The organism is Sulfitobacter aestuariivivens (assembly GCF_014763045.1).
Lineage (GTDB): Bacteria > Pseudomonadota > Alphaproteobacteria > Rhodobacterales > Rhodobacteraceae > Sulfitobacter > Sulfitobacter aestuariivivens.
Window position 1 is genome coordinate 70,768 of sequence record NZ_JACTAG010000004.1, and the last position, 22,693, is coordinate 93,460.

Here is a 22,693-nt window from a genome sequence, read left to right on the forward strand (position 1 = left end):
CCCCATCTGAGGGGGCGTGCAAATCAGGAGAGACCATGGCCAAGGAAGATATTCTCGAATTCCCCGGTGTCGTGAAGGAACTTCTGCCAAACGCGACATTTCGGGTCGAACTTGAGAACGGCCATGAGATCATCGCGCATACGGCAGGCAAGATGCGCAAGAATCGCATCCGTGTTCTGGCAGGCGACAAGGTGCAGGTGGAAATGACGCCGTATGATCTGACCAAGGGTCGGATCAACTACCGCTTCAAGTAGGCCGTAGGGTGCGCATGTGCTGCGCACCTATATTGCCCGGCGTAGCAACTGCGCCCCCTACAGGTATGACCTGCAGTGTCTGATACCCCCAAGTTTATCCTCGGTTCCGGCTCGCCCCGCCGCCGCGAGCTTCTGGCGCAAATTGGCGTTGTGGCCGACGACATCCGCGCGCCGGATATCGACGAAACACCGCTGAAAAACGAGCTGCCACGCCCTTATTGTACCCGCATCACCACCACCAAGGCCGCTGCAGTGCAGGCGCAGGCGAATGATATCGTCCTGTGTGCCGATACTACGGTGTCGCTAGGCCGCCGTATTCTGGGCAAACCTGTAGATGCCGACGAAGCAACGGCGTTTCTCAGATTGCTTTCCGGGCGTCGTCACAAGGTGATCACGGCCGTGGCGGTCAAACGCGGTGACAAGATGTGGCAGCGCGATGTGCAAAGCACGGTGCGCGTGAAGGCGCTTTCAGAGACCGAGATCGCCGCCTACATCGCCACCAACGACTGGCAGGGCAAGGCGGGTGGCTATGCCATTCAAGGGCCTGCCGGTGCCTTCATCCCCTGGATTAGCGGCTCCTTCTCGGCCATCGTCGGATTGCCGTTGTCTGAGACGGCAGGCCTTTTGCAGGCTGCCGGTTATCCTCTTTACAAGGATCACACATGAAGGGCCGCACCATCATTCTTGATCATCTCAGCGATGTCGAAGCCGCCGCCTTGATGGTAGACGGCAAGCTCGATGATCTGCTGGTCGACAGCCACGCCCCGCGCCCGGGCACGATTTATCGCGCCATCGCGGACAGACCCGTGAAAGGGCAGGGCGGCATGTTCCTCAAAACCCCGGACGGCAGTGCTTTTCTGCGTCAGATCAAAGGGCTGGCCCCCGGGCAGGCGATCCTCGTTCAGGTCACGGGCCATGCTGAACCGGGCAAGGCGATCCCTGTCACCGCCAAGCTGTTGTTCAAAAGCCGGTATGCCATCTTGACCCCGGATGCCCCCGGTCTCAACATTTCACGCCGGATCAAGAACGAAGAGACACGCGATCGCCTGCTCGAAATCGCCCATGAAGAAATGGCGGGGGAGCCTCATGGCCTGATCCTGAGGTCTTCCTGCGCGGGTTCAGCGGAGGAGGACATCTCCGAAGACATCGTCGCAATGCGCGACCTCGCAACTGCGGTGATGACAGACGAGGGCACGCAGATGGCTATACTTGCCAAAGGCGATGGCCCACACGTGCTGGCATGGCGCGATTGGACCGACCCGGCCGAGGTGGTCACCCAGGCGGGCAGTTTCGAAAACCACGGCGTGCTGGACGCGCTGCAAGAGGCACAAGGCATCCACGTGCCGCTGGGCAGTGGCGCATCAATGTTTGTCGAGCCCACCCGCGCCTTGGTGGCTGTGGATGTGAACACCGGTAGCGACGCCTCTTTGGCTGCGGGGATCAAGGCGAACATGGCCTGCGCACGCGCGCTGCCCCGCGCCCTGAGGGTGCGCGGCCTTGGCGGGCAGATCACTCTTGATCTGGCGCCCATGCCCAAGAAAGACCGGCGCGCCTTCGAAAGCGCTTTGCGTGGGGCGCTGCGCAGTGACGAGGTTGAGACCACCCTGGTCGGCTGGACGCCCCTGGGCCACTATGAATTGCAACGTAAACGAACCCGCGCGGCGCTGTCGGAGGTGCTGAAATGACCTGTCCGATCTGCAACACCGAAACGGTGCAGAAGTACCGCCCCTTCTGCTCGCGCCGCTGCGCGGACGTGGATCTGGCCAAATGGATGAACGGCACCTACGCCACACCATCGCGCGACCCCGACGACATTGAAGCAGCCATTGAGGCCGCTGAAAAAGCGACCCCCGCGCCAGAAAAGCCGCATTAGCTATCCGTGTTTATTCGTGACACTCCAGCACGCCAAAAACCGCTGGACACCCCAGCGTCTTCGCCCTAGAACCCGCTCACCCGACCTTTGGTGGTCACCCGTGCCCGGGTAGCTCAGGGGTAGAGCAGTGGATTGAAAATCCTCGTGTCGGTGGTTCGATTCCGCCCCCGGGCACCACTTCAAAATCCAGTACCGTCCAGAAGCGTCCAAGTCATTGTAATGACTGTATTCTGAGTCCGGTGGAGTCCAGCGAAAACCAGTGGCAGCCGAAGTAAAGTGGGGTATAATACGGGGTATGAAAAGTTCGATTCCGATTCTCCCATGGCCCTGACAGACACGGCAATCCGTAACACCCAGCCTCGCGTAAAACCCTTTAAAATCAGCGACTCACACGGGCTCTACCTTCTCGTGAATCCGAGAGGATCGCGGCTTTGGCGCTTCAAGTACCGTTACAACGGCCGCGAGAAACTTCTCTCCCTCGGAAGCTACCCGCTAGTAGGCCTGAAACATGCCCGCGAAAAGCGTGACGAAGCCCGCCTTCTTCTGACCGACGGATATGACCCTTCTGCCGAAAAACAGAAACGCCGAAGACAAGAGTTCCTCGAGCAAGGCATCTCGTTTTCCGAGATTGCGCGGGAATACGTTGAGAAGCTCCGACGCGAGGGCCGAGCAGCCCAGACCCTCCGAAAACTCGATTGGCTTATCACATTGGCCGAACCACACCTGGGCACATTTGATGTGAAAGAAATTGAGGCGCAAGATGTGCTCGTGGTCCTCCGCTCCGTCGAAGCTGAGAGCAAGTTTGAAACGGCAACGCGGCTGAGGTCGACTATCGGTGCAATCATCCGTTATGCAATCGCCACCGGGCGAGCGACCCAGGACCCGACCCTCGCGCTTAAAGGCGCGATAGTTCGCCCGCGCAAGCAGCATCGATCTGCTATTCTGAACAAGCGTGGTTTGGGCGGGTTGCTGAATTCGATAGATACCTATTCGGGTGAGCCGAAAACAGGCATTGCCCTGCAGCTCCTTGCGTTGCTTGCTCCCCGCCCGGGCGAACTGCGGCTGGCCAAGTGGGAGGAGTTCGAACTTGAGGACAGGGTTTGGCGAGTGCCAGAAGAGCGCACCAAGATGCGCCGCCCGCACCGTGCGCCTCTCTCACGTCAGGCGTTGGCCTGCCTGAAAGAACTGGATCTCTACCGGGGAAAAAGCAACCTCCTGTTTCCGTCCGGCCGCAATTGGAGGAAGGCCATTTCAGAAAACACGCTAAACCAGGCTCTCAGGCGCATGGGATACAATCGCGACGAAATGACAGCACACGGGTTCAGGGCATCGTTTTCAACCCTCGCAAATGAAGCTGGCCAATGGCAATCGGATGCCATTGAAAGGGCACTCGGACACGTCGAGGGAAATGATGTTCGCAGAGCGTATGCGCGTGGCGAACACTGGGAAGAACGTGTTGAACTATCCCAGTGGTGGGCCGATGAGCTGGACAGCTACAGGGAGCTGGCCCGGGACGATGTCTGAGACAATACCAACTCGATTTGGTTCAATCTATGAAGCGACCATGTCCCGTGAAGCCGGTGAAAGGTTGATTGGTGTGTCAGGGTTGCCCATTGCTCCCGGCGTTTCCCCGGAACTCGTTCGGGATGCGCTGTGCTTCATCGTAAAATCGGTGGCGGCAACGATTGATCTGCAAACGAACCGGCAAGTCAGGAGATCTATCGAAACTGCCCGCAACGCGCTCGCAAGGTACTCTGCAAAGGAGAAAGAATTGCTGTCGTTCGGCTTCCCCATGCCGGTTGATCCAACGGATTGGAAAAAATCTGCGCTTGATGAGTTCGACACGTGGCTCACCCTACCTAAACCGCAGAGCGAGACTGTACAGCTAAGAACCATTCTTTACCCGTATCTTCTCGCGCTTTTTCAATTGACGTTCGGGAAAAAGCCAACGGCCTATTATTACCTAAGAGAAGAACAGGACGGGCCAACACTCGCGTTCATTCGACAAGCCGCGATGGAAATTGACAAAGCATATACAGAGCTTGTCCTTCCATCAGGATTTAGGGCCGCTTCCCGATTTGGGAACGGTGAAGAAGGAACGGTCCTTAAGTCGCTGCCGGAGGGCGATGCCTTGCGGAGTGCGATCGAGACATTTCTACCCCGCTTTCCTGCCGATGACCCCGCTACGAGGATCGGAGAGCAGGAGGAAGGGGAGAGCGATCGGACAGCGTTCTTCCGTGCGTTTCGACTGATTGGTTTTGCACTTCAATGGCGACATTTACAGTAAGTAGATTGTGCGCATGTTTTGTCGGCCATCTGCCTAGAACAATTCCTGTTGGACGATGCAGGATGTCTTCCAACCAACACGGCTTTTTCTGGTTTGGAGGCGACAGATGAACACTGCACAATACAATGAAAAACCCTGGGTAGATTGCCCGCCGACCGGTCGGCTCTTGCGGCCGCGGGAAGTCTTTGATCGGACCGGATTGAGTAGATCACAAGTCTACGCGATGATCGCTGAAGGAGATTTTCCGCCATTCCTGAAGGTCTCAACGCGTGCGGCGGCCATGCCAGAGGCGTGGCTTGATTGCTTCGTTAAACATCATGCTTTGATTGCATTGGGCCACCCTGTTTAGGACCGCCTGATTGTCTAAAACTCCGAAAAATTAGATCTCGTGATTTTTTCCAGCCGGTGCAAATTTTCTGCTGCGGCCGGATTGGTCTCATGTCCCCAAATCCCAGCAAGCGCAAAGTGATTCGACTGATGCCCGGTAAAGAAAAAAGACTCCCTTCAACGAAAGTAAGATACGCCGAAGGAAACGGCTTTCATCTGGGCAATGCAAAAAACATGACAGTCAGTTTCAGGGCATTGTCAAAACAGTTCGAAGAGCCACTCACAACCCACGAGAAATTCGCCGAATACAATGCGATGAGCGATGTGGAGAAGGGGCGCTTGAAAAGGATGCCGGGCTGGGTAATCCGATGCCCTGTCGAAAAGGGGAAGCGCACCCGCGACAGCGTCCAGCCCGGTCGACTCATTACGATCGACATCGACGACGCCACCCCGGCATTCTCCGAACAGCTTCTCGCCGGGAACGTTCTTCCGGGCGTTGCTTTGTTCGCTCACACAACGCGGGGGCATACTCCTGAGAATCCGCGCTTCCGTCTTTTCATCCTGGGTAACTCGGAGATCGACGCTGACCACTACCAACGGGTTTGTCGGATCACCGCGCAGCAGTACGACGAAGACCTGAGCATGACCGACAAGGTATCGGCTCGGGTCGCACAGCTAATGTACAGGCCGTCGGTTTCCAAGAATATGCGGCAACAATACATCCACCACGAACAGCCGGGCGACGAATGGGACTGGCAGAAAGCTGTCCGCCAATGGGAGAAAACGACTGATCTCGACAGCAACGACATCAAAAACCTTCCGCGATTCAAAGGTGAGAAAGAACTTCGGGAATCAGCAGAGAATGTCGAAGACCCGCTTCTGAAACAGGGTCCCGTGGGTGACTGGTGCCGGGCTTTCAACTGCGTCGACCTCGTGCTCGGCAAGAATGGCACAGATCCGATGCTGGCACATGCCTACGAAGTTAGTGATTGGGGTCAAGACGGGCTGCCCAGCCGTTTCAGCTACATCCCGGGCCACAGCACCAATGGCGTCGTGATCTACCGAGACGGCGACCTCGTCTATTCGCACCATGGCTCTGATCCGGCAACGGATATGACCCTCAATTCGTGGGACCTCTGCCGATACCACCTCTTCGATGCGGCCGAAGATGACGAAGCGCTCCCGATGGGCCAGCGTGAGAGCTGGAAAAAGATGATGAAGTTTGTCGCGGACTTCCCGGCCTATCGGGACCAGAGATCGGAAAGCCGGTACAACATGTCGCAGCGGCTGACGGCTTTCGACCTCGACGACGACGATCTGAGCTGGGTCGAGCGGGAGAGCGACGAAGAGGACCTGATCGGGGAAGTGCCAGGCGCAAATGACGGAGAAGACCTGATCCGCGACGTGCCGATGGATTGGGCCGATCCGGAGTCGATCAGAACCAGCCTCCATGAGAGCCAAACGACAACCTATAAACGTATGCGGGCCGAAAAGCCGCCCGAGAACTGGATCGCCCGACTGGACCTGAACCAAGACGGCACGATCAGGACCAACACGCCGAACATCAGCATGATCGTCGCGAACGATCCTCGGCTCCATCGTAAGATCGCCTTCAACGGCCTAAACCAAGCCGATGTGCTCTTGGCCGACATCAAGATACCAAATCCCGCTATAACCGACCTAAAGTGCCTCAACAGGCACACGGGCACACCGATAGACGTCCTCCACCGCGATGTGGTCAAATCGATCCTCGAAGGGCCCACGAACGTCATCCAAGGCGAGCATATGAAAGCGGGCTGGGGCTACGGGTTGCCGAACGTCTCAACCGAAAGGGTGAAGATCGCAATCCGCAATGCCGGCCAGCTGAATGCGTTCCACCCGGTCAAGGACCTGATCCAAAAATGGCGAGACATGGGTCCGCCCGAAACCGACCCAATTCCGGGGTTCCTTCACCGGCACGTCGGATGCGAGGACAGCCAATACACCACCGACATCATGCGGATGAAGATGATCGCCTCCGTCTACCGGATCGAGACTCCCGGGCTGAAATTCGACTATGCGATAATCTTCAAAGGCCGGACCGGCATCGGCAAGTCGACCCTCGTTCGTATCATCTACGGCGACGAGTATTTCGGGGAGCTCGATGTCGATCTCGGCAACCGTCAGAAGGTTGAAGAGGCGATCCGCCGCAAATGGGCCATGGAGATGTCCGAATTGTCATCTATGCGGAAGTCAGAGTCGGAACACGCCAAGAGTTTCATGAGACGGCAGAACGACGAGGTGCGCCGCGCCTATGGCGAAGATCCTGTCGATCTGCCGCGACAGTTCGTCGTCTGGGGTACCACCAACAAAGACCTCTTTCTGAAGGACGAGACCGGCAACCGGTCATATTGGATCGTCGAGTGCGGCAACGAGCCTATCGACCTGAGGGCTGTCTACGCCGAGCGAGAGAACTTGTGGCGTCAGGCCGTCTACGATCAGGACCAGATGCGCAAACGCATCCCAACCGGTAACCTGCCACTAACGCTCAAAGGCGCGGCGCTGGACCGGGCTGTGCAACTGCAAGAAGCTTCCCGGATGGTCGATACGTGGGAAGAATGGGCGAACAACATCATCGACTGGTTCGAACATCCACGGCTGGCTGGCATCCTCTGCGACGACATGGGCATCCAGCTTCCTGATGGCGTCGACTACGAAGACAGGGTGCTGCCTGTGGCCATAAACCAGGTGCTGGCAATCCAAGTACTTGAGAAGACCGGAAGCAAGCTCCCCGGCACGCTCCAGACGACGGCGTGGCAGAACGTCCGGTCATACCTCGAAGAGCTGCGCTTCGAGCAGCCTCGGGTTTCGACTACAGGTAAGCTTTCGAACCATAGGGTCGGCGGAAAGCGCGAAAAGTGGATACATTACGTTGGGGCCACAGATGCCGACCTTGACAGGGGTTTTCGACTGATCGGGAATACGGGCCTGGTCCCGGCGGAATCCTGCGACGACCTGATCTAACCCACCCTACATATTTTGGGAACTGCCCGTAGTTTCAGGTCATCCAAGATCTCTGAAAAGAAGAACCAGAAAATCCCCACCAGCGTAATATTCTCAACGTCTGGGAAAAGGCCTCTTTTTAGGAGTCTCTTTTCGTTATGCTCGGGACTCTTGGGACTCTTGGGACTCTCGGGACCCCGCCCGCTCTAATGTGCGAAGTTCAAAAAAGGGTGCAAGGTCATGACCAGATTGTGCGTATCGTTGATTTTATACCCCATTTCCATGACTTATTACTACTTCCTGAATCCAATGATTTTGGGAGTCCCGAGAGTCCCGGGCATAAAGTGAGTTTCTTTTCAATTTGTTAGTCAAGGGACTCTTTGAGGCGCGGGAGTCCCAAGGAGTCCCGGGCCGATAGGGAACCCCCATGAGGTTTTTATGTTTTGCTGGGGGCGGAAACTTGAGAGCATCACTCCCGCTATATCATGTGCCCCTCCCTGCAGCATCGGATTTAGGTATGTGGTTTCGTGACACCCCAACAACTCTGGAATACCGGGGCTCGGCGCACCCCCCGAACGATTAGCCCAAACGGGAAGGACCCGAGCGGTCTGTTACTTCATGACCTACCTTGCCACAGTCGTAACGGCGATCATCAATAACACGCACTGACAATCTCCTAAACTCCACCTCGCACCGGAATACAGCAGTCTACAGGATCCATCCGTTTCCCGCAGTTCGAGGCAGTTTTTCTTGTTGTCACTCTTAGCCCATGGAGAGTGAGATTGTGTGAACGTTAAGAACATATTGATAATTGCATCATCGCCATCCCTAGATATGGTGTATTCAAGCTGGTATAGGATTGAACATGCAGCAACAGAATCACGGCTTTCACTTCATTGACCTCTTTGCCGGTATCGGAGGGCTTCGTATCGGCTTCGAGGCCGCAGGTGGAACCTGTGTATTCACCAGTGAATGGAACCGGTTTTCGCAGGAAACCTACCGCGAAAACTTCGGAGAGGCGCATCCCATCGAGGGCGACATCACCGAATTACACGAAACGAACATCCCGTCGCACGATGTGCTTCTGGCCGGATTTCCATGCCAGCCATTCTCGATTGCCGGTGTCAGCAAGAAAAATTCACTCGGGCGCGCGCATGGTTTTCTTGATGAGACGCAAGGAACACTGTTCTTCGATGTCGTCCGGATCCTAAAACACCACAGGCCCCGGGCATTCCTGCTCGAAAATGTGAAAAACCTGCTTTCGCACGATAAAGGCAATACGATGCGGGTGATCCTGCATGCTCTCGATGAACTGGGTTACGATGTTGACCATAAGGTCATCGACGCAAGAAGCTGGCTTCCCCAACACCGCGAGCGCATTTTCATATCGGGCTTCCGCCGAGATGTTCCGATGCGTTTCACTCTGGATGACGTGATTATTCCCGACGCTCCGAACCCACGCCTTGAGGCGATCCTGCATCCGGAAGATGGATCAGAGATTGCCGAAACCCCCTACACTGTGGGTTCAAGAGCGCGTGTAAATCGCAAGTATACACTCTCTGACAAACTCTGGACCTACCTGCAGAACTACGCGGCCAAACACAAGGCAGCTGGAAATGGTTTTGGTTTCGGCCTGTGCACCAAAGACAGCGTCGCCAGAACGCTGAGCGCACGCTATTACAAGGATGGCTCCGAGATCCTGATCGCGCAGCGTGGCCGTAACCCCAGACGCCTCACACCTCGAGAGTGCGCACGTCTGATGGGTTTTGACCGCCCCGGATCGAATAAACCCTGGATCATACCGGTCTCAGACGCTCAGGCATACCGACAGTTCGGTAATGCGGTCGCCGCCCCCGTTGCGATTTCGATCGCCAAAGCGATGGCACCTTGGATCACCAACACTGTAGCATTGGGGCCCAGGGTAATTCTGAGTGCCTGAGAAGCGTCGCCCGATGACCCGCTCAGAGATGATGGGGAATATTGGTCCGCACAATACAAAACCCGAGATGATGGTACGCCGGGGGCTTCACAAGCTTGGATACCGTTACCGCCTTCACAACAGGAAGATGAAAGGTAAACCGGATCTTGTTTTTCCGAAATTCGGGGCGGTTGTTTTCGTCCACGGATGTTTCTGGCATGCACATCAAGGGTGTCGTTATTTCCAGCTCCCAAAGACGAATGCTGAATTCTGGGAAGAAAAACTGGCGGGAAATATCGAACGTGACGAGAAAGTGATTGCCGAACTGCTGAACTCTGGGTGGCGCGTATTGACGATATGGGAGTGTATGACACGCAGTTTAACCGCAGAAACTCTTGCGGAAATGACCGCCGATTGGTTGCGGAGCGATAGCAATTCAGGCCAGATACCAGATGACGAACACAAAGTTGATTAATTAGCACTCACACTCCCACGAAACCTTATCTCTAGGAATGACGGATGAACGATCTAATAAACGAACCAGATGCCGAACGGCTCATATTCGGTCTCCGTGATACGGGTTACAATGTCAAAACTGCTGCAGCTGACATCATTGACAATTCGATCGCGGCCCATGCCGACCAAATAAATGTGGAAATCGTGCTTCACGCGGATGGCCGTAAACTCGTTTATTTCGGTGACAATGGTGACGGTATGGATGCAGTTACCCTGCACGAAGCCATGCGCTACGGTGCTCCGGTCCGGGAGAACCCGGAAAGCCTCGGAAAGTTTGGCCTGGGGTTGAAGACGGCATCCAGTTCTGTCTGCAAAAAGTTCACAATTGTCACAAAGGCTGCTCCTGATCAGTCGCTGGCCAAACTCGCGTGGGATCTCGACCATGTCGCGGCTAAACGATGTTGGGAAATGTTGCGTGAGCCGGTCACATCAGGTGAAGAGGAGATGTTTGATGAACTCTGTGGCGAAACCGGGACTCTTGTTGTCTGGGAAAAGTGTGACCGCATCCTTTCGAAGGAGTACGAGGCAGGGGGCACAAAAGAACAGGCCGCAATCAAGCGTCTCGCAGATACACTGAGCAAACACCTTTCTCTGGTCTACCATCGGTTCACGGAAAAACTCGATGAGCGCGAACGCAACATCGACATATTCATAAACCAAAGTCCAGTTGTTCCCTGGAATCCGTTTTATCCCAAGCGATCTGAGCAGGTTCTTCAGGAAAAGAAGCAAACGCTGGTCGTCGAGATGCCTGATGGATCTGAAGAAAAAGCCGCCATCCGAGCATGGATCCTGCCACATCGCAGGGACATGACAAAAGACGAAGAGCGCGAATATGCGCGGATCTCGAATCGCGCACAGGGTTTTTATGTCTACCGTGAAGGGCGGCTGATTCAAGACGGTGGCTGGATGGAAGTTTTTGGCGCGCCAGAACCTCACACGTCACTATTGCGGCTCGAGTTTGATTTCGGGCATGAACTCGATGATGCGTTCCGGATCGATGTGAAGAAGTCGCGCATCCTGTTCCATCCCGACCTGGAGGATGGATTGAGAACCCTCCTTCAACCAATATATCGCGAGGCTGGAAACAGGTATCGCAGGCAAAGCCGCGCTCAGGCAAATGCCAACGATTCTGTCGATCACGCGAGTGCAAACAAGAACATTGCCAGCACGTCCAATGCAGCGAAAGCCGTTGTCACATCGGTGGATCCGGAACAGCAGTCCGCGCAGATCTCCAACAACATGGGGCCAAAAATCCGGATCAAATCCCCGATAGAAAACAACGTTGGGCCAGATCAACTTCACGTGCACGCCGTCGAAACGGTAACCAGTGGGGAACTCTGGCAACCGGCATTCCACAGCTCGTCGACCGATGGCCACGTTCCCGCTGTACACCTAAACAAGCATCACGATTTCTATCAGAAAATCTATCGTAGGGCAGCGGCAAACGGATTTGCTGTAGAAGGCATGGATTTGCTGCTCTGGGCTTTTTCTGCAGCCGAACAGAACAATACCAACGAAGAACTGGCACCTATTTTTGAAGACATTCGAACCGAGATTTCCAACAACCTCCGGAAGTTACTACGAAACCTGCCGGATCCGGAGCCAGAAGAATTCGCCGATGACGCAGGCAGCTGATGATTGCCGCAAAACAGAAACTCATTGTCACCGAACTTGAAGAAGGTACCGGGGCCTCGATAGCAGTGGCCCTGGACAACGACGGTCTTCGCTCGGCAATGCGTATTTGGTTCGCTGATCTGGAAGAGCGCCACGGGCCAGTGGCTAGTATCCGCCCCCACGGCCTGAAAGGACATCGTGTACAATTGTCTTTTGGCAACTATTCAGGAGACACCATTCGCCAAATTCAGCAAGCCTCGGAAGAAGACGTGCAGCTCGCAAGAGCCTTGGTGGCTTCAATTGACCCATCAGTCAGCTTGGTATTTGGTGCTCGTTCATTGGAAGACTGGCTTGTATTGGACGGAAATTTCCTGATTGATGCTACGATCCGACATGAAATCAGCGCTGATGAAGACGACTCGGTTTCGCGCTCCTGCAGGGAGGTAATCGTTCCGCTGATGGCAGCCATGGCGGAATTGATTGGCTACGATGTTGTCCAAGATGAGGTTCCGCTGGATGAACCGGCATTCGAAGGCGGACTGAAGCCTGCCGTCGTCAACCGCCGGGAGCGAAATCCGCGTAACCGGTTGCTGTGTATCAGGCTTCATGGTGAGAGGTGCACTGCCTGCGGACTCGAGCCTCAGGGCCGATACCACGCAGCGGGCGGCATTATTGAGGTCCACCACTTGGAGCCCCTCGCTTCTCTGTCATCGTCCAAGCCCTATGACCCTGCTACCGAGCTTGTACCGCTTTGCCCGAACTGTCACCGAGCCGTTCACACTCGAAGACCCGTGCCGTGGTCCATAGAAGAACTGAAGCAAATAATGGATGAAGCAAGTGGTTGTTAACCTAGCGATGCTTCCAGAAACATTCGAGGAAATTCGGTCCTCGCTACCCGAGGGATTTACGGTTTCCGAACGCCTGCTGGAACCTATTGTCATTCTGGACCGTGATAATAACAAAATAGTTGCCCGCCTTGGTGGCACCCGGACAGTGCGAGGCGAAAGGCATGAGTTGTTTGCTCCCAGCAACCGTCATACGTGGGTTGTAGACGCAAAGGTCATCCGCCCGCTTCCACGCGATGCCGCTACCGTTTTTGATGAAGTTATCGGCGGCGATGATCCCGAAGATATTCCTTTCAGCTCTGCACTTCGCATGATCCGGGCATCGGAAATCAGTCTGGCGGCAGCTCCAACCGAAGCCATCATGGAGGCCGGGAAGGATGCAGCTGAGCGCAATACCAAAGAAATCAGTATTCACGGCCTTAATGCAGATCTTTATCCTTACCAAGCTTGTGGTGTGCAGTGGATGTGGGAAACCGTTTCCCGCACCGGAGGTCTCATCCTCGCCGACGAAATGGGGCTAGGAAAAACGCTCCAGATTATTGCACTACTGATGATCGAAAAACCGTTAATCATTTCGCCGGCCCTGATCATCTGCCCGACGAGTCTTATCGCCAATTGGGTGAGGGAAATAGAAAGATTCGCGCCCGATCTGAGCCTATTGGTTCACCGCGGTTCACATCGAGCAGGTGTAGTGAGCGGCCTTCAGAGGGTACAGGTGATCATCACGACTTATGATACGTTGGTAAATGACATCTCACTCTTTTCTTCTCTGGAATGGTCATGGGTCATCTGCGACGAAGCTCAGGCGATCAAGAACCCGGATTCAAACCGTCGTCGGGCAATAGCCACGGTTCCACGCAGAAAATCCATCCCGATGACTGGCACACCCGTAGAAAATTCGCTGATTGATCTCTGGTCTCTCGCAGATTTCGCCATACCCGGATTGCTGGGAACACGCGAGGAATTCGAGTTTGAGTTTCCAGACAACCTTGAGGCCGGTCAAAACCTCGGTCGCCTGACTGATCCCATCATCTTGCGACGGCGTGTAGCTGACGTTGCTGGTGATCTACCTCAACGTATCGATATCGATGTACCTCTCGAACTGGATGATCAATTGGTCGATCACTACAAAGACGTTCGGGAAGCGACCATGCAGAAATACCCTGTGGCCGGCGCTTTGGTGGCAACACTCCAGTTGCAACTTCTCTGTGCCCATCCATGGCTGCGACAAAAGGACAGCGCTGAAGAAGAGGATGCCGAACTCGTTCCAGCCGCGAGCATTCCACTGCTCACCCCCAAGATGGAACGGACGATCGACCTTTTGCGCGAGGCTTTCACGAACCGCCGCAAAGTTATCATTTTTGCACTTTTCAACCGGATCGGCGACCTTTTGAAAGAGGCCTGTATTCATTTTCCCGAGACCCATTGGGGGGCCATAAATGGATCAACCCCGCAGGAAGATCGACAAAGTATCATTGACGTGTTTTCTGAACATGAAGGGCCTGCCTGTTTGGTTCTAAACCCGAAAGCAGCGGGTGCTGGCCTCAATATAACGGCAGCAACGGTCGTAATCCACTTTACCCCTGTCTGGAATCCTGCACTTGAGGCGCAGGCCAGCGCCCGGGCGCACCGGCGTGGACAGACCGCAACAGTGACGGTCTATCGTCTGTTCTACAAAGATACTGTAGAGGAAATCATGATCGACCGGTCAGCTTGGAAAAACAACCTGGCGAACGAAACTGTCCCCGTCTCGACCCGGGATGCCAATGATCTTAAACGAGCGCTTGAGATAATGCCGAGGAAGCAATGAGCAGGCAGACATTCCGAAAAACCCTGAGCGCGAATGATGTCGGGAGCACTGGCGGGCACCAGGCAGGCATTCTCATACCAAAAGGTGAGAAGGAACTCCTCGGGATCCTACCCAATTTGGATCCGGGAACGAAGAACCCGGATGCGTGGCTCGACTGCATCGACGACGAGGGGCACGAATTCAGGTTTCGCTTTGTCTACTACAACAACAAGTTTCACGACGATGGCGGCACGCGCAACGAGTACAGGGTTACCCATATGACGAGCTGGTTTCGGGATGTCGGCGCCCGGGAAGGTGACGAATTTGAAATATCCAAGGACGAGTCAGAGGCCCGATACTCTATCCGTATTCAACCGAAAGCCAGTGATGTAACTGACACCGACGAAGAAGTTGTACGGATTCGTTTGACCAAATGGCGAAGAGTTCACTGATCTGGTGCTGAGATCGTTCAGTGTGGACGGGATAGAGTTGAAATTTTGATCCTTGGCGCATCTTCGTCGACGTAGCCTTCTTCGCGAGCCTTCTCCAGAAGTTCTAGGGCAATAATGGCTTGCTTTTCCGATGGCAGCTTTGCGGGAAGTAGTCCGCATGTCCTCAAAACGCCGTCTTCCCTTGGGCTAAACATACGTTTTTCTGAACCCCACGATCGCAACCTGCTCCAGAATTCTCCACCCGCTTCCACGACTCTAGCCTGAGCCTCGATACCGGAGACCATAGCTTCATTACGACGTGCCTCCTTCTGCACCGATTGCGCATCTGCGGGTTCGACGAGACAATTCATCAGTTCCGGTCCATAGTCGATTTCAGCCCGTTGCAATACTGCCCAACAGGCCTGCTTCTTGGCCCATTCCGTGATGTTGTTAACACCGGCCTCGGGATGAGTAATAACATCAGACGCCGTCTCGGCAGCCAGCAACAACGCGTCGCTCAGATCACGTGTCAGGAACTGGTGACGCCAGACGGTGTCGAGGTCGATGACTTTGTCCATGTCGTCAACATCGACTGCGAGTTTGGAGATTGCATAGGTTATGACGTTGGCTCGATAGCCTCCCGGATACCAGGATTGCTTGGGAACTATCTTTTCGAGATGCCTGAAAATGATGATTTTTGCGATAAGTCGGCGATACCAGGTCTCGTCGAAACGTTTGCTGTTGCGCTCCCACTCCTTACCGACGGCTTGGGCAAAAACACTGAAGTTCTTCTGGGCTCCCTTGCTTACGGTATCAGGATATTGCCGAAAACTCATTTCGATCTTCGCAAGATCAGTCTTCACAAAAAACTGCGTTTTTGGATATTCCAAGTCAAAGCGACGACGCTCCGCTTGAGTCTTCTTGGAACGTTCAACCATGTATTGTCCACGAGCACGCTCATAAAACCACTTGGTTTCCCGGTTCGTACCCTCCGCTGCCGGAGACAAGATCCGGCGCGAATATCCTTCGATCCGCATATGAAATGGGTGGTTCGAGAAGAAGTCAGCGGCGTTTACCCTGTTCTGGCTATTAGCGTATTTGGAAATGTTGGGCACGACGTCTTCGGGAGTATCCGGTGGTACAACCGTCAACTTCATCTGGACATGAACTTGCTGGAGCGCCTCCGGTGACAAGCGACGTGCTGCATGCAATGATGCAGTGGTTTGTCCTCCATTTACGACCTGCAGATTGCTGGCAGAAATGATCTTCAATCCATCTGATGTTCTTTCAACATCAACCTCGTCGGCGGTTGCCGAAAGACCATTATTATAGCTGAAAAACATATCCGGCTCATCCTTGATGGTGTCCCGGATGCCCCGATTTACTGCGCCCCGTGCCTGGAGAAAGCTCCTGACATTGGATTCCAGAAGACGCGCTCCCCACTTTTCATAAATCTCGGCAAGTTGATCACCGCTGATTACAGCCAGATAGCTCTCAAGAACCTCACCTTTAGCCGACGCAGCTAGAGCTGGAATCGCCGATCCGAAGTCCTCCCGAAAATTAACGACAATTTTTTCTCTGGCCTGGCCGGATGTTTCATATCTATGAAAGCGCGTGAGATCCCAGATGTTGTACGTGACGGGAATGTCGGCGATCCTTCCCGCTAAAACCGCATCAGTTCTGGCGCTGAAGATCGAATTCGTAATGAGGATCAACTTGACCTTTGTAATTGATTTCCATGATGACGCGATCAATTCCGCCACCCCGAATTCTGCGCTTTCGGGCATCAATTCGGCTCGGAATGCCTCGCGGCGCGAGGCAGCAACGAAATTTATCAAATGGCCGAAGTATTTCTTGGCCTCTTGTGCATTCATTTTGACCGGTTCGTCGTCGGGCCTGAAAATACATGCCAAAACACTTAGGACGCCTTCAGCCTCTTTGGGGTGACCCCCGATGCCGTCAATGCGGACCGTTTTTCCTGAGCTTGATCCTACATATGAAGCTCTATCTGTAGCAAGAATCTCGCCCTCGGTCTCGAGGCGACTTGCCAGTCTTTCGAAGAAAGCATCAGTCTCGGAGATTCCGCTCTGTGTGGCTTCCTGGCGAACGTCTTCCAAGAGTTGGGAGTTGAATTCTGAAATATCTGTCAATTCGATCTCGCGGGATTATTGCAAAATTCACTGCACTACATTCTTCAGGTGTAAGCAATACCAAGTTGGACGTAATGTCACTAAGTTCCGCAAGCATAATCAACAAGCTTTAAGTTTAGGCTTTGCCAAAGCGGGTTATCTTTCGTTGGCCAGATAGTTTGCATGAATCCGCATTTTGATGTTTCATGCTAGGCGGGTGGATTGGAGATCGGGGATGTTGATAGAAAAACAGAAGCTACATGAACAGCTCGCAGACTCCGTCAATGCTGACGTCCAACACGTGCACTTGTTACTGGCTCAGGCCAAACTATCTAACAGCTTTCTGATACGACCTGCGGGGTATGGATTTATTGAGAAAGAGTTGCGTTTCGAATTTGACAAACATTGGTATTTCTCTGCGGTTCTTCACAAACCATGGGTGCTTTGGTACTTCAGGAGACCCGCTCTGACCGGGTTAGGTAAGGACCCCGAAGAGCTGACACAAGTTTTCCTCAATTCGGAGCTAACGAACCAGCAAGAGGTGAAAATTCGAATTCGAAGTCTTGAAACTGCATTCGCGGTCCTCGGATGGGTTCAACAAAATGCATGACCGGCCGCAAACCGATGTTGTAAGTAGAGTAAAACTGCGCGTCAGCGACAATAGAGTAGAAATTGAGCATGCCTGAACCATTGCGTGCGTCAGTTTCTAGGAACCTTTAGATGAGTAATAAAAATTGTCCAAGTACCCTAAGCAAAGTTGCCGAAACTGTAAGTTCGCGACTTGGCGTTGGTCTGACAAGCCCTACCCAGATGGCTATCATAGAATAATTGTTCAAACGAAAGCCAAGTGTACGGCAGCGACGGATTTGTCACCCAAAGCATCAGGGTTGACGAAAATTGATGCGAGGCAACCTCATACTGATTGCCTCGCTTGGTCTTTCCACGCGCAACCAACTAAGGCTCGGCGTTAACGGCCCATTCAGGACCTTCGGCTTACCCACAAGATGCTGCGGTAGCAGCCCAATTTGCGGTCATTCGCTGCACTGTGCGTCAAAACGGAAAGCCGGAGGACAGCCGCGATGGTAGACGAAGTTGTAAAGACCAAGGAATTTGTTCAGGCCTGAATTTCCGCTTGAGGCGCCACTTTCTGTTGGACTTCCGCATAAAGATCCACTTCTACCTCAGTCGCATCGATTTCGACGACCAATGAGAAACGCGCCACGCACCGCTCAGGGTCCACAGTGCGGTTTTCTTTCCACCAGCCACCAACCGGATAGACCGCGAGGACCCCGCGACGGGCAAGATCGCTGGCAGCGACAGTGAGTGTATCGATGTGCAGGGACCCGACACTCCGGCGATTGTAGCCGAAATCCCATTCGCCACTGTCAGGGCCGTTATCGTCTGGTTGGTCTTTAACAGCAGTGCGGCCAACACGTTTCGTGAATGCACCAATCTCTTCATCCGCGCCCTTCAGCGCAAAACGAAGGCCATGAGATGCGTACCTGCTCTTTCGGCCACGAGCGACCTCTGATGGGTTCGGTTCGATGAAGGTGCTCAGGGCAACACGCAGGGAAACGTCCTGTCCGACCAAGCTTCGGAGAGCGTTCGTCGGCCATGGCAGTTCAAACAACTGCATTTCGTTCAATTTCCGACCTGATCCCTTCTTCTCATAGGGACGAATGGAATCCTCTATGATCAGCGTGATTGCGCTGCTAGCACTGTTAAGGGCACGTTCAAGGTTGGGCTGGCCATAACCGTATCGGGTGAACATGACATCGTAGGCGCCCTTCCGATTTCGATCCGCTGGCGCAATATGCGACCACATCCGGTCGGTCCACTGTGCCGAGGCGACATAGAGGGCGCGGATCGTCTCTGGCCAGAGGTCGGGGTAAGAGGCGCGAAGTAATGCAATTTCACGTGATGCTAATGCGGTCGCGGCACTGGTATCCGAGATGTGAGTGAAAGACCGGGCAGGGTAGTTCCTGCTCGTTGTAACCAACATCAGATCAGAATGTTGATTGGGCGTTGTTGACAACCCGTCGTCATACCAATTGCCGCCTTCGAGTACGACATCAGGTTTTATTGGCCAAGTCTTGGTCCAACTCGCCGTGCGAGACATCGGAGCGAGGTCCCCAACTTCAGCCAACGTCGCACCATGTGTTGGCCCACCAACACCGTCCATTTCGGTCATCGCACCCACTGCGATTGAGTTCCATGCTTGGGAAGGAGACTGAACCTCTCCCTCGTCAAGGTCATCGCATTTGCTTAGGTAGTCTGTATTTCCATCATGTTGGGCATCAATATTACCAATCGAAGTCACGATAAGTCGCCGCTGCTTCACTTCGCCGGACCGACCAGCGGCAAGCTGGTCGAGTTCAGTGGACCAGGACGTTGGTGCACCGCTGTGAGGAGTATCAAGGTCTGTGGTCGTGGCCAAAGCGAAGGTCCGTAACCTATCAGGCTCAACTTCTACCGCGTTGATGGCTTTCTGCGTCCTGTCCCCCAACAGATGATGTGGGTTATGGCCTGCATCTGGGATCACCTTTGCCGACTCCAGCCTAAGAGGGACATAGATTGCCGCGATACTGTTCAAGTGAGTTCGCAGATCGCCAAAGAGCGTCGCCCCTGCCATCCTCGATCCATGACCATGCAGGTCTGCGAGGTCCCATCCAGGCACAGCCGCATGGCGATCCGCTGCATCAAACGCAGGCTGGATTAGCGGGTGCGCCAACGTGATGCCCGTATCCAAGAGCGTGACATAGGACGTCGCCTGCTGAGCTTGAGGGCCATACTGAGTTCGGCCAAGCGCATCTTGCAACCAATCGGCCTGTTCCTCCGCTTCGAGGCCATCCACGAAGTCGATAGGGATACCAGGAGGAGAAACCGAGCGGACCGAACCTGTTCCAACCGCAGTCCTAGCCATCTGGCCGATGTCACCTTCAACGAGAACGACGGTATCCTCAGGGAACTCCAAGCGATCAGGGTAGACCGTTAGCCCTTCCTGCACGGCTCTGGCAACGAATTGGTCCACTTCTCTTGGTTCCAACCAAACCTCCCAGGGGATCGGGCCCGCCGACAACGGGAATGGTTTGTTTGGATGTCGCCATAGGTCCCTAAGCCCTGCTTGGGCTATTGTGTCGATACTGTTAGCAAGATCAGCATTCTTTGGGCGTGTTTGCCCTTGGTTGTTAGGCTTGCCGTCTTCTGTTGCGAATTGATCAAGCTTCTCGCGTAGCTTGGTCAAGCCACCTGCCGACTTACTCGCTTTTACAATAGCGCGACCTGGAACCTCACTATCGGGCTCAGCGTCCCGCACATTAAGGAGAGCCAAGCCGCTCACATCGAATTTGCTTGGAAGAAACGCTTCGCCAGGGCGGCCTACAACTTCGATATAGGTGGCGCTTGCTTCAGGCAGCACCTCTATGGTGTCCAATGCTGCGATCAAACGGGCAGCATGTGCTTGCCTATTTGGTACGTCTGTCGGCGTATCAGTAACGATCCGCCTTCCCTTGAAGTCTTCAGACTTCGAAACCCCGTTAAGAACTATGTGAGGGAGATTCCGTTCAGCCACTCCATATACCCAACGCCTGCAAGTCTCGTCGGCGACCAATTGAATGCAACAAATCAGCCGAAGTTATTGTCTTTTTCGAATCCAATATAGCCCGACGTGCGGCATCCATCGCAGCCTGAATTACATCAGAGGATGAAAGGCCATGGGCATGCTCAACCACATCGTCCCAGATTACCTCAGACAAATCAAATCCTATTAGACGACGAGACATGGCTTTCTGCATCGCTTCGGCGGTGGGTAGAGTATACATCAATACAAGGTCGAAGCGGCGAAGGATCGCCTTATCCAAAATCCGTGGCAGATTGGTTGTTGCGATGATCAACGAAGGCCCCGTGTCTTCCTCCATGAATTGGAGAAACGAGTTCAGGGTTCGCCGCGCTTCGCCAACGTCATTGTCACCGTCTCTGGTGGCGGCAAGGGCATCGATCTCATCGAACAGGTAGACCCCGCGTTGGGTCCTTACTGCCTCGAATATCGCATTCAGTTTTGAGGCCGTCTCCCCCATGAACTTCGATATCAACCCGTGCAACAGCACAGAATAAAGAGGAAGCTTTAGCTCACCAGCCAATGCGGATGCGCTCATCGTCTTTCCGGTGCCTGGGGGACCTGCCAGAAGGATACGTTGCCTTGGTGTCAGCCCATGTTTTTCTAGGATGTCGCGTTTGCGGAACTCGACAACGAGTTGTTCAAGCTCAGACGACACCGATTCTGGAAGGATGAGATCATTCAGCCTAGTCTCTGGATACGCAGTCCCAATGATCGAAGCCAACTCGCCCCGTGGCTTGGCGATCAATGTTGGGGATGGAGTTTGCGATTTTGGCGCCTGCCCTGCTTCAACCCACTGACGAAGCTGTTCGGCTAGACGAGTATGGCCCTTTTGCTCCTCCGCCGACGCAAGCTGAAGCGCGAGATCGAAGAAGCGTTCTTCGTTCCCCTCGACGTGACTCTTCAAGAGTCCAATGAGTTGCTTTGCGGTTGCCACCAATCTCGTCTCCCTGTTGAGGCCTACCTTAGCCTGTTCAATAGAAATTGCGAATGTGACGTGACGCCATCGATCTGGTTTTTTTGGATTGTTGCAGTCCGTGCATACATCACCATGAAAGTACATTGCCAAGGCGCCTTTTGCATGTCCGTTTCCGAACCAAGGACAGAGTGATCATGCATCCGCAGCGAACGTCCGCCTCCGCCGGCTTTTACGAAAGGTATTAGTGATATTTAGGCCTAAATTGATTTCTGCTTTACATGGCTCAATTTGATTTCATACAGCAAGGAACCGCATTCTCCTCTCAATGTCATGAAAGAAAATGTAGATAGGATTGAGGGTGTTATATGGGGTACTATCTTGAAACGCATGAGTTTAAAATTTTTTAAAACAAGTGACTAAATGGGTAATTCGATTCCGCCCCCGGCACCACTTAAGCCATAAAAATAAGGCACTTTGGCAGCGCACTGTTTTTACTTCCTGCGTTGCACAGTCATCGCACAGTTTTTCTTGTGTTACAGGGTGGATTTGTGGGATGAAAAACTGTGTTGAACACAGTGTTTGGAATCAATGTGTTGAACACACTGTTTGCAACACAGTGTTTGACCACAGTAACTGCAACACAGTGAGGTGCCCCTAGTTTCCTAGACGCCTGCCTCGTTCATTTTCTGTTGTTTCATTTCATAGTCAACCGGTGACAGCATGCCGTTGTTCGTGTGTTTGCGGGTCGGGTTGTAAAACATCTCGATGTAGTCGAACACGTCCTGCCTTGCTGCGTCGCGCGTGGTGTACGTCCGCCGCCTGATGCGTTCCCGTTTCAGCAAGTGAAAGAAGCTCTCGGCGACTGCGTTATCATGACAATTCCCGCGCCTGCTCATGCTGGCATCCAGATTGTGTTTGCTGAGAAACGATTGCCACTCTTTGCCAGTGAACTGCGCCCCCTGGTCGGAATGGATCGTGACCCTTTGCTTTGGTTTGCGCCGCCAAACGGCACTCAGCAAGGCCTGCAAGGCCAGATCAGTTGTCATACGGGACTGCATCCATTGCTCGGCAGGCGATTGCAAAGCAATCTGCCGAGAGGGGACCAGCCAACGACACGCCGTGAGAATAGATCGATGACCACTGCGAGATACGACCAGCCTTCATGGGTTCTGATGTAAGTAATGTCGGTCACC

General features: G+C 53.9%; 17 protein-coding genes, 1 tRNA gene and 1 pseudogene. 15 read left to right on the forward strand and 4 right to left on the reverse strand.

The genetic code is table 11. The features are described from left to right. The first annotated feature begins 35 nt into the window (after positions 1-35). The 15 genes from infA to H9Q16_RS19795 all read left to right on the forward strand — a co-directional run bounded on the left by infA (position 36) and on the right by H9Q16_RS19795 (position 14,857). Positions 36-254, forward strand: coding sequence for a translation initiation factor IF-1 (infA, locus tag H9Q16_RS19725; protein WP_010137880.1), 219 nt, complete (start codon positions 36-38; stop codon positions 252-254). 75 nt (positions 255-329) lie between these two features. After that, the gene (locus H9Q16_RS19730; RefSeq protein WP_191077206.1) at positions 330-920 is read left to right on the forward strand and encodes a Maf family nucleotide pyrophosphatase; all 591 of its coding nucleotides are present in this window, start codon (positions 330-332) and stop codon (positions 918-920) included. Next, positions 917-1,939, forward strand: coding sequence for a ribonuclease E/G (locus H9Q16_RS19735; RefSeq protein WP_191077207.1), 1,023 nt, complete (start codon positions 917-919; stop codon positions 1,937-1,939). The genes H9Q16_RS19730 and H9Q16_RS19735 overlap by 4 nt, the downstream gene beginning before the upstream one ends. Next, positions 1,936-2,127: a DNA gyrase inhibitor YacG gene (locus tag H9Q16_RS19740; RefSeq protein WP_191077208.1), complete on the forward strand. Its 192-nt coding sequence runs from the start codon at positions 1,936-1,938 to the stop codon at positions 2,125-2,127. The genes H9Q16_RS19735 and H9Q16_RS19740 overlap by 4 nt, the downstream gene beginning before the upstream one ends. A gap of 102 nt (positions 2,128-2,229) precedes the next feature. Continuing rightward, positions 2,230-2,304: transfer RNA gene (locus tag H9Q16_RS19745), tRNA-Phe, on the forward strand. A 144-nt stretch (positions 2,305-2,448) separates the two neighbouring features. Next, complete coding sequence (locus tag H9Q16_RS19750; protein WP_191077209.1) at positions 2,449-3,651, forward strand: tyrosine-type recombinase/integrase; 1,203 nt, start codon at positions 2,449-2,451, stop codon at positions 3,649-3,651. Positions 3,652-3,691: 40 nt separating this feature from the next. Next, positions 3,692-4,414, forward strand: coding sequence for a hypothetical protein (locus H9Q16_RS19755; protein ID WP_191077210.1), 723 nt, complete (start codon positions 3,692-3,694; stop codon positions 4,412-4,414). A gap of 106 nt (positions 4,415-4,520) precedes the next feature. Further along, a complete protein-coding gene (locus H9Q16_RS19760; protein ID WP_191077211.1) occupies positions 4,521-4,763 on the forward strand; it encodes a helix-turn-helix transcriptional regulator in 243 nt (80 codons plus the stop codon). 128 nt (positions 4,764-4,891) lie between these two features. Then, positions 4,892-7,744, forward strand: a complete 2,853-nt coding sequence (locus H9Q16_RS19765; RefSeq protein ID WP_216859522.1) for a virulence-associated E family protein — start codon at positions 4,892-4,894, stop codon at positions 7,742-7,744. 844 nt (positions 7,745-8,588) lie between these two features. Beyond that, the gene (gene dcm / locus H9Q16_RS19770) at positions 8,589-9,662 is read left to right on the forward strand and encodes a DNA (cytosine-5-)-methyltransferase (RefSeq protein WP_191077213.1); all 1,074 of its coding nucleotides are present in this window, start codon (positions 8,589-8,591) and stop codon (positions 9,660-9,662) included. A gap of 13 nt (positions 9,663-9,675) precedes the next feature. Further along, complete coding sequence (locus H9Q16_RS19775; RefSeq protein ID WP_191077214.1) at positions 9,676-10,116, forward strand: very short patch repair endonuclease; 441 nt, start codon at positions 9,676-9,678, stop codon at positions 10,114-10,116. Between the two features lie 44 nt (positions 10,117-10,160). Then, on the forward strand, positions 10,161-11,792 hold the full coding sequence (locus H9Q16_RS19780; RefSeq protein WP_191077215.1) for an ATP-binding protein: 1,632 nt from the start codon (positions 10,161-10,163) through the stop codon (positions 11,790-11,792). Beyond that, complete coding sequence (locus H9Q16_RS19785; RefSeq protein ID WP_191077216.1) at positions 11,792-12,619, forward strand: HNH endonuclease; 828 nt, start codon at positions 11,792-11,794, stop codon at positions 12,617-12,619. Before H9Q16_RS19780 ends, H9Q16_RS19785 begins: the two co-directional genes overlap by 1 nt. Further along, positions 12,600-14,426 (forward strand): DEAD/DEAH box helicase, encoded by a 1,827-nt coding sequence (locus H9Q16_RS19790; protein WP_191077217.1) that lies wholly within the window; start codon positions 12,600-12,602, stop codon positions 14,424-14,426. The genes H9Q16_RS19785 and H9Q16_RS19790 overlap by 20 nt, the downstream gene beginning before the upstream one ends. Next, positions 14,423-14,857, forward strand: a complete 435-nt coding sequence (locus H9Q16_RS19795) for an EcoRII N-terminal effector-binding domain-containing protein (RefSeq protein WP_191077218.1) — start codon at positions 14,423-14,425, stop codon at positions 14,855-14,857. Before H9Q16_RS19790 ends, H9Q16_RS19795 begins: the two co-directional genes overlap by 4 nt. A gap of 17 nt (positions 14,858-14,874) precedes the next feature. On the opposite strand, the gene H9Q16_RS19800 is transcribed toward H9Q16_RS19795, so the two are convergent. From H9Q16_RS19800 to H9Q16_RS19815, 4 genes and pseudogenes are all read right to left on the reverse strand, one after another. Beyond that, the gene (locus H9Q16_RS19800; protein ID WP_191077219.1) at positions 14,875-16,986 is read right to left on the reverse strand and encodes an AIPR family protein; all 2,112 of its coding nucleotides are present in this window, start codon (positions 16,984-16,986) and stop codon (positions 14,875-14,877) included. 1,093 nt (positions 16,987-18,079) lie between these two features. Continuing rightward, the gene (locus H9Q16_RS19805) at positions 18,080-20,398 is read right to left on the reverse strand and encodes a S8 family peptidase (RefSeq protein WP_246455887.1); all 2,319 of its coding nucleotides are present in this window, start codon (positions 20,396-20,398) and stop codon (positions 18,080-18,082) included. 130 nt (positions 20,399-20,528) lie between these two features. Next, the gene (locus tag H9Q16_RS19810) at positions 20,529-21,644 is read right to left on the reverse strand and encodes an AAA family ATPase (RefSeq protein ID WP_246455889.1); all 1,116 of its coding nucleotides are present in this window, start codon (positions 21,642-21,644) and stop codon (positions 20,529-20,531) included. A gap of 518 nt (positions 21,645-22,162) precedes the next feature. After that, positions 22,163-22,693: pseudogene (locus H9Q16_RS19815) on the reverse strand (IS3 family transposase); the annotation flags it as partial.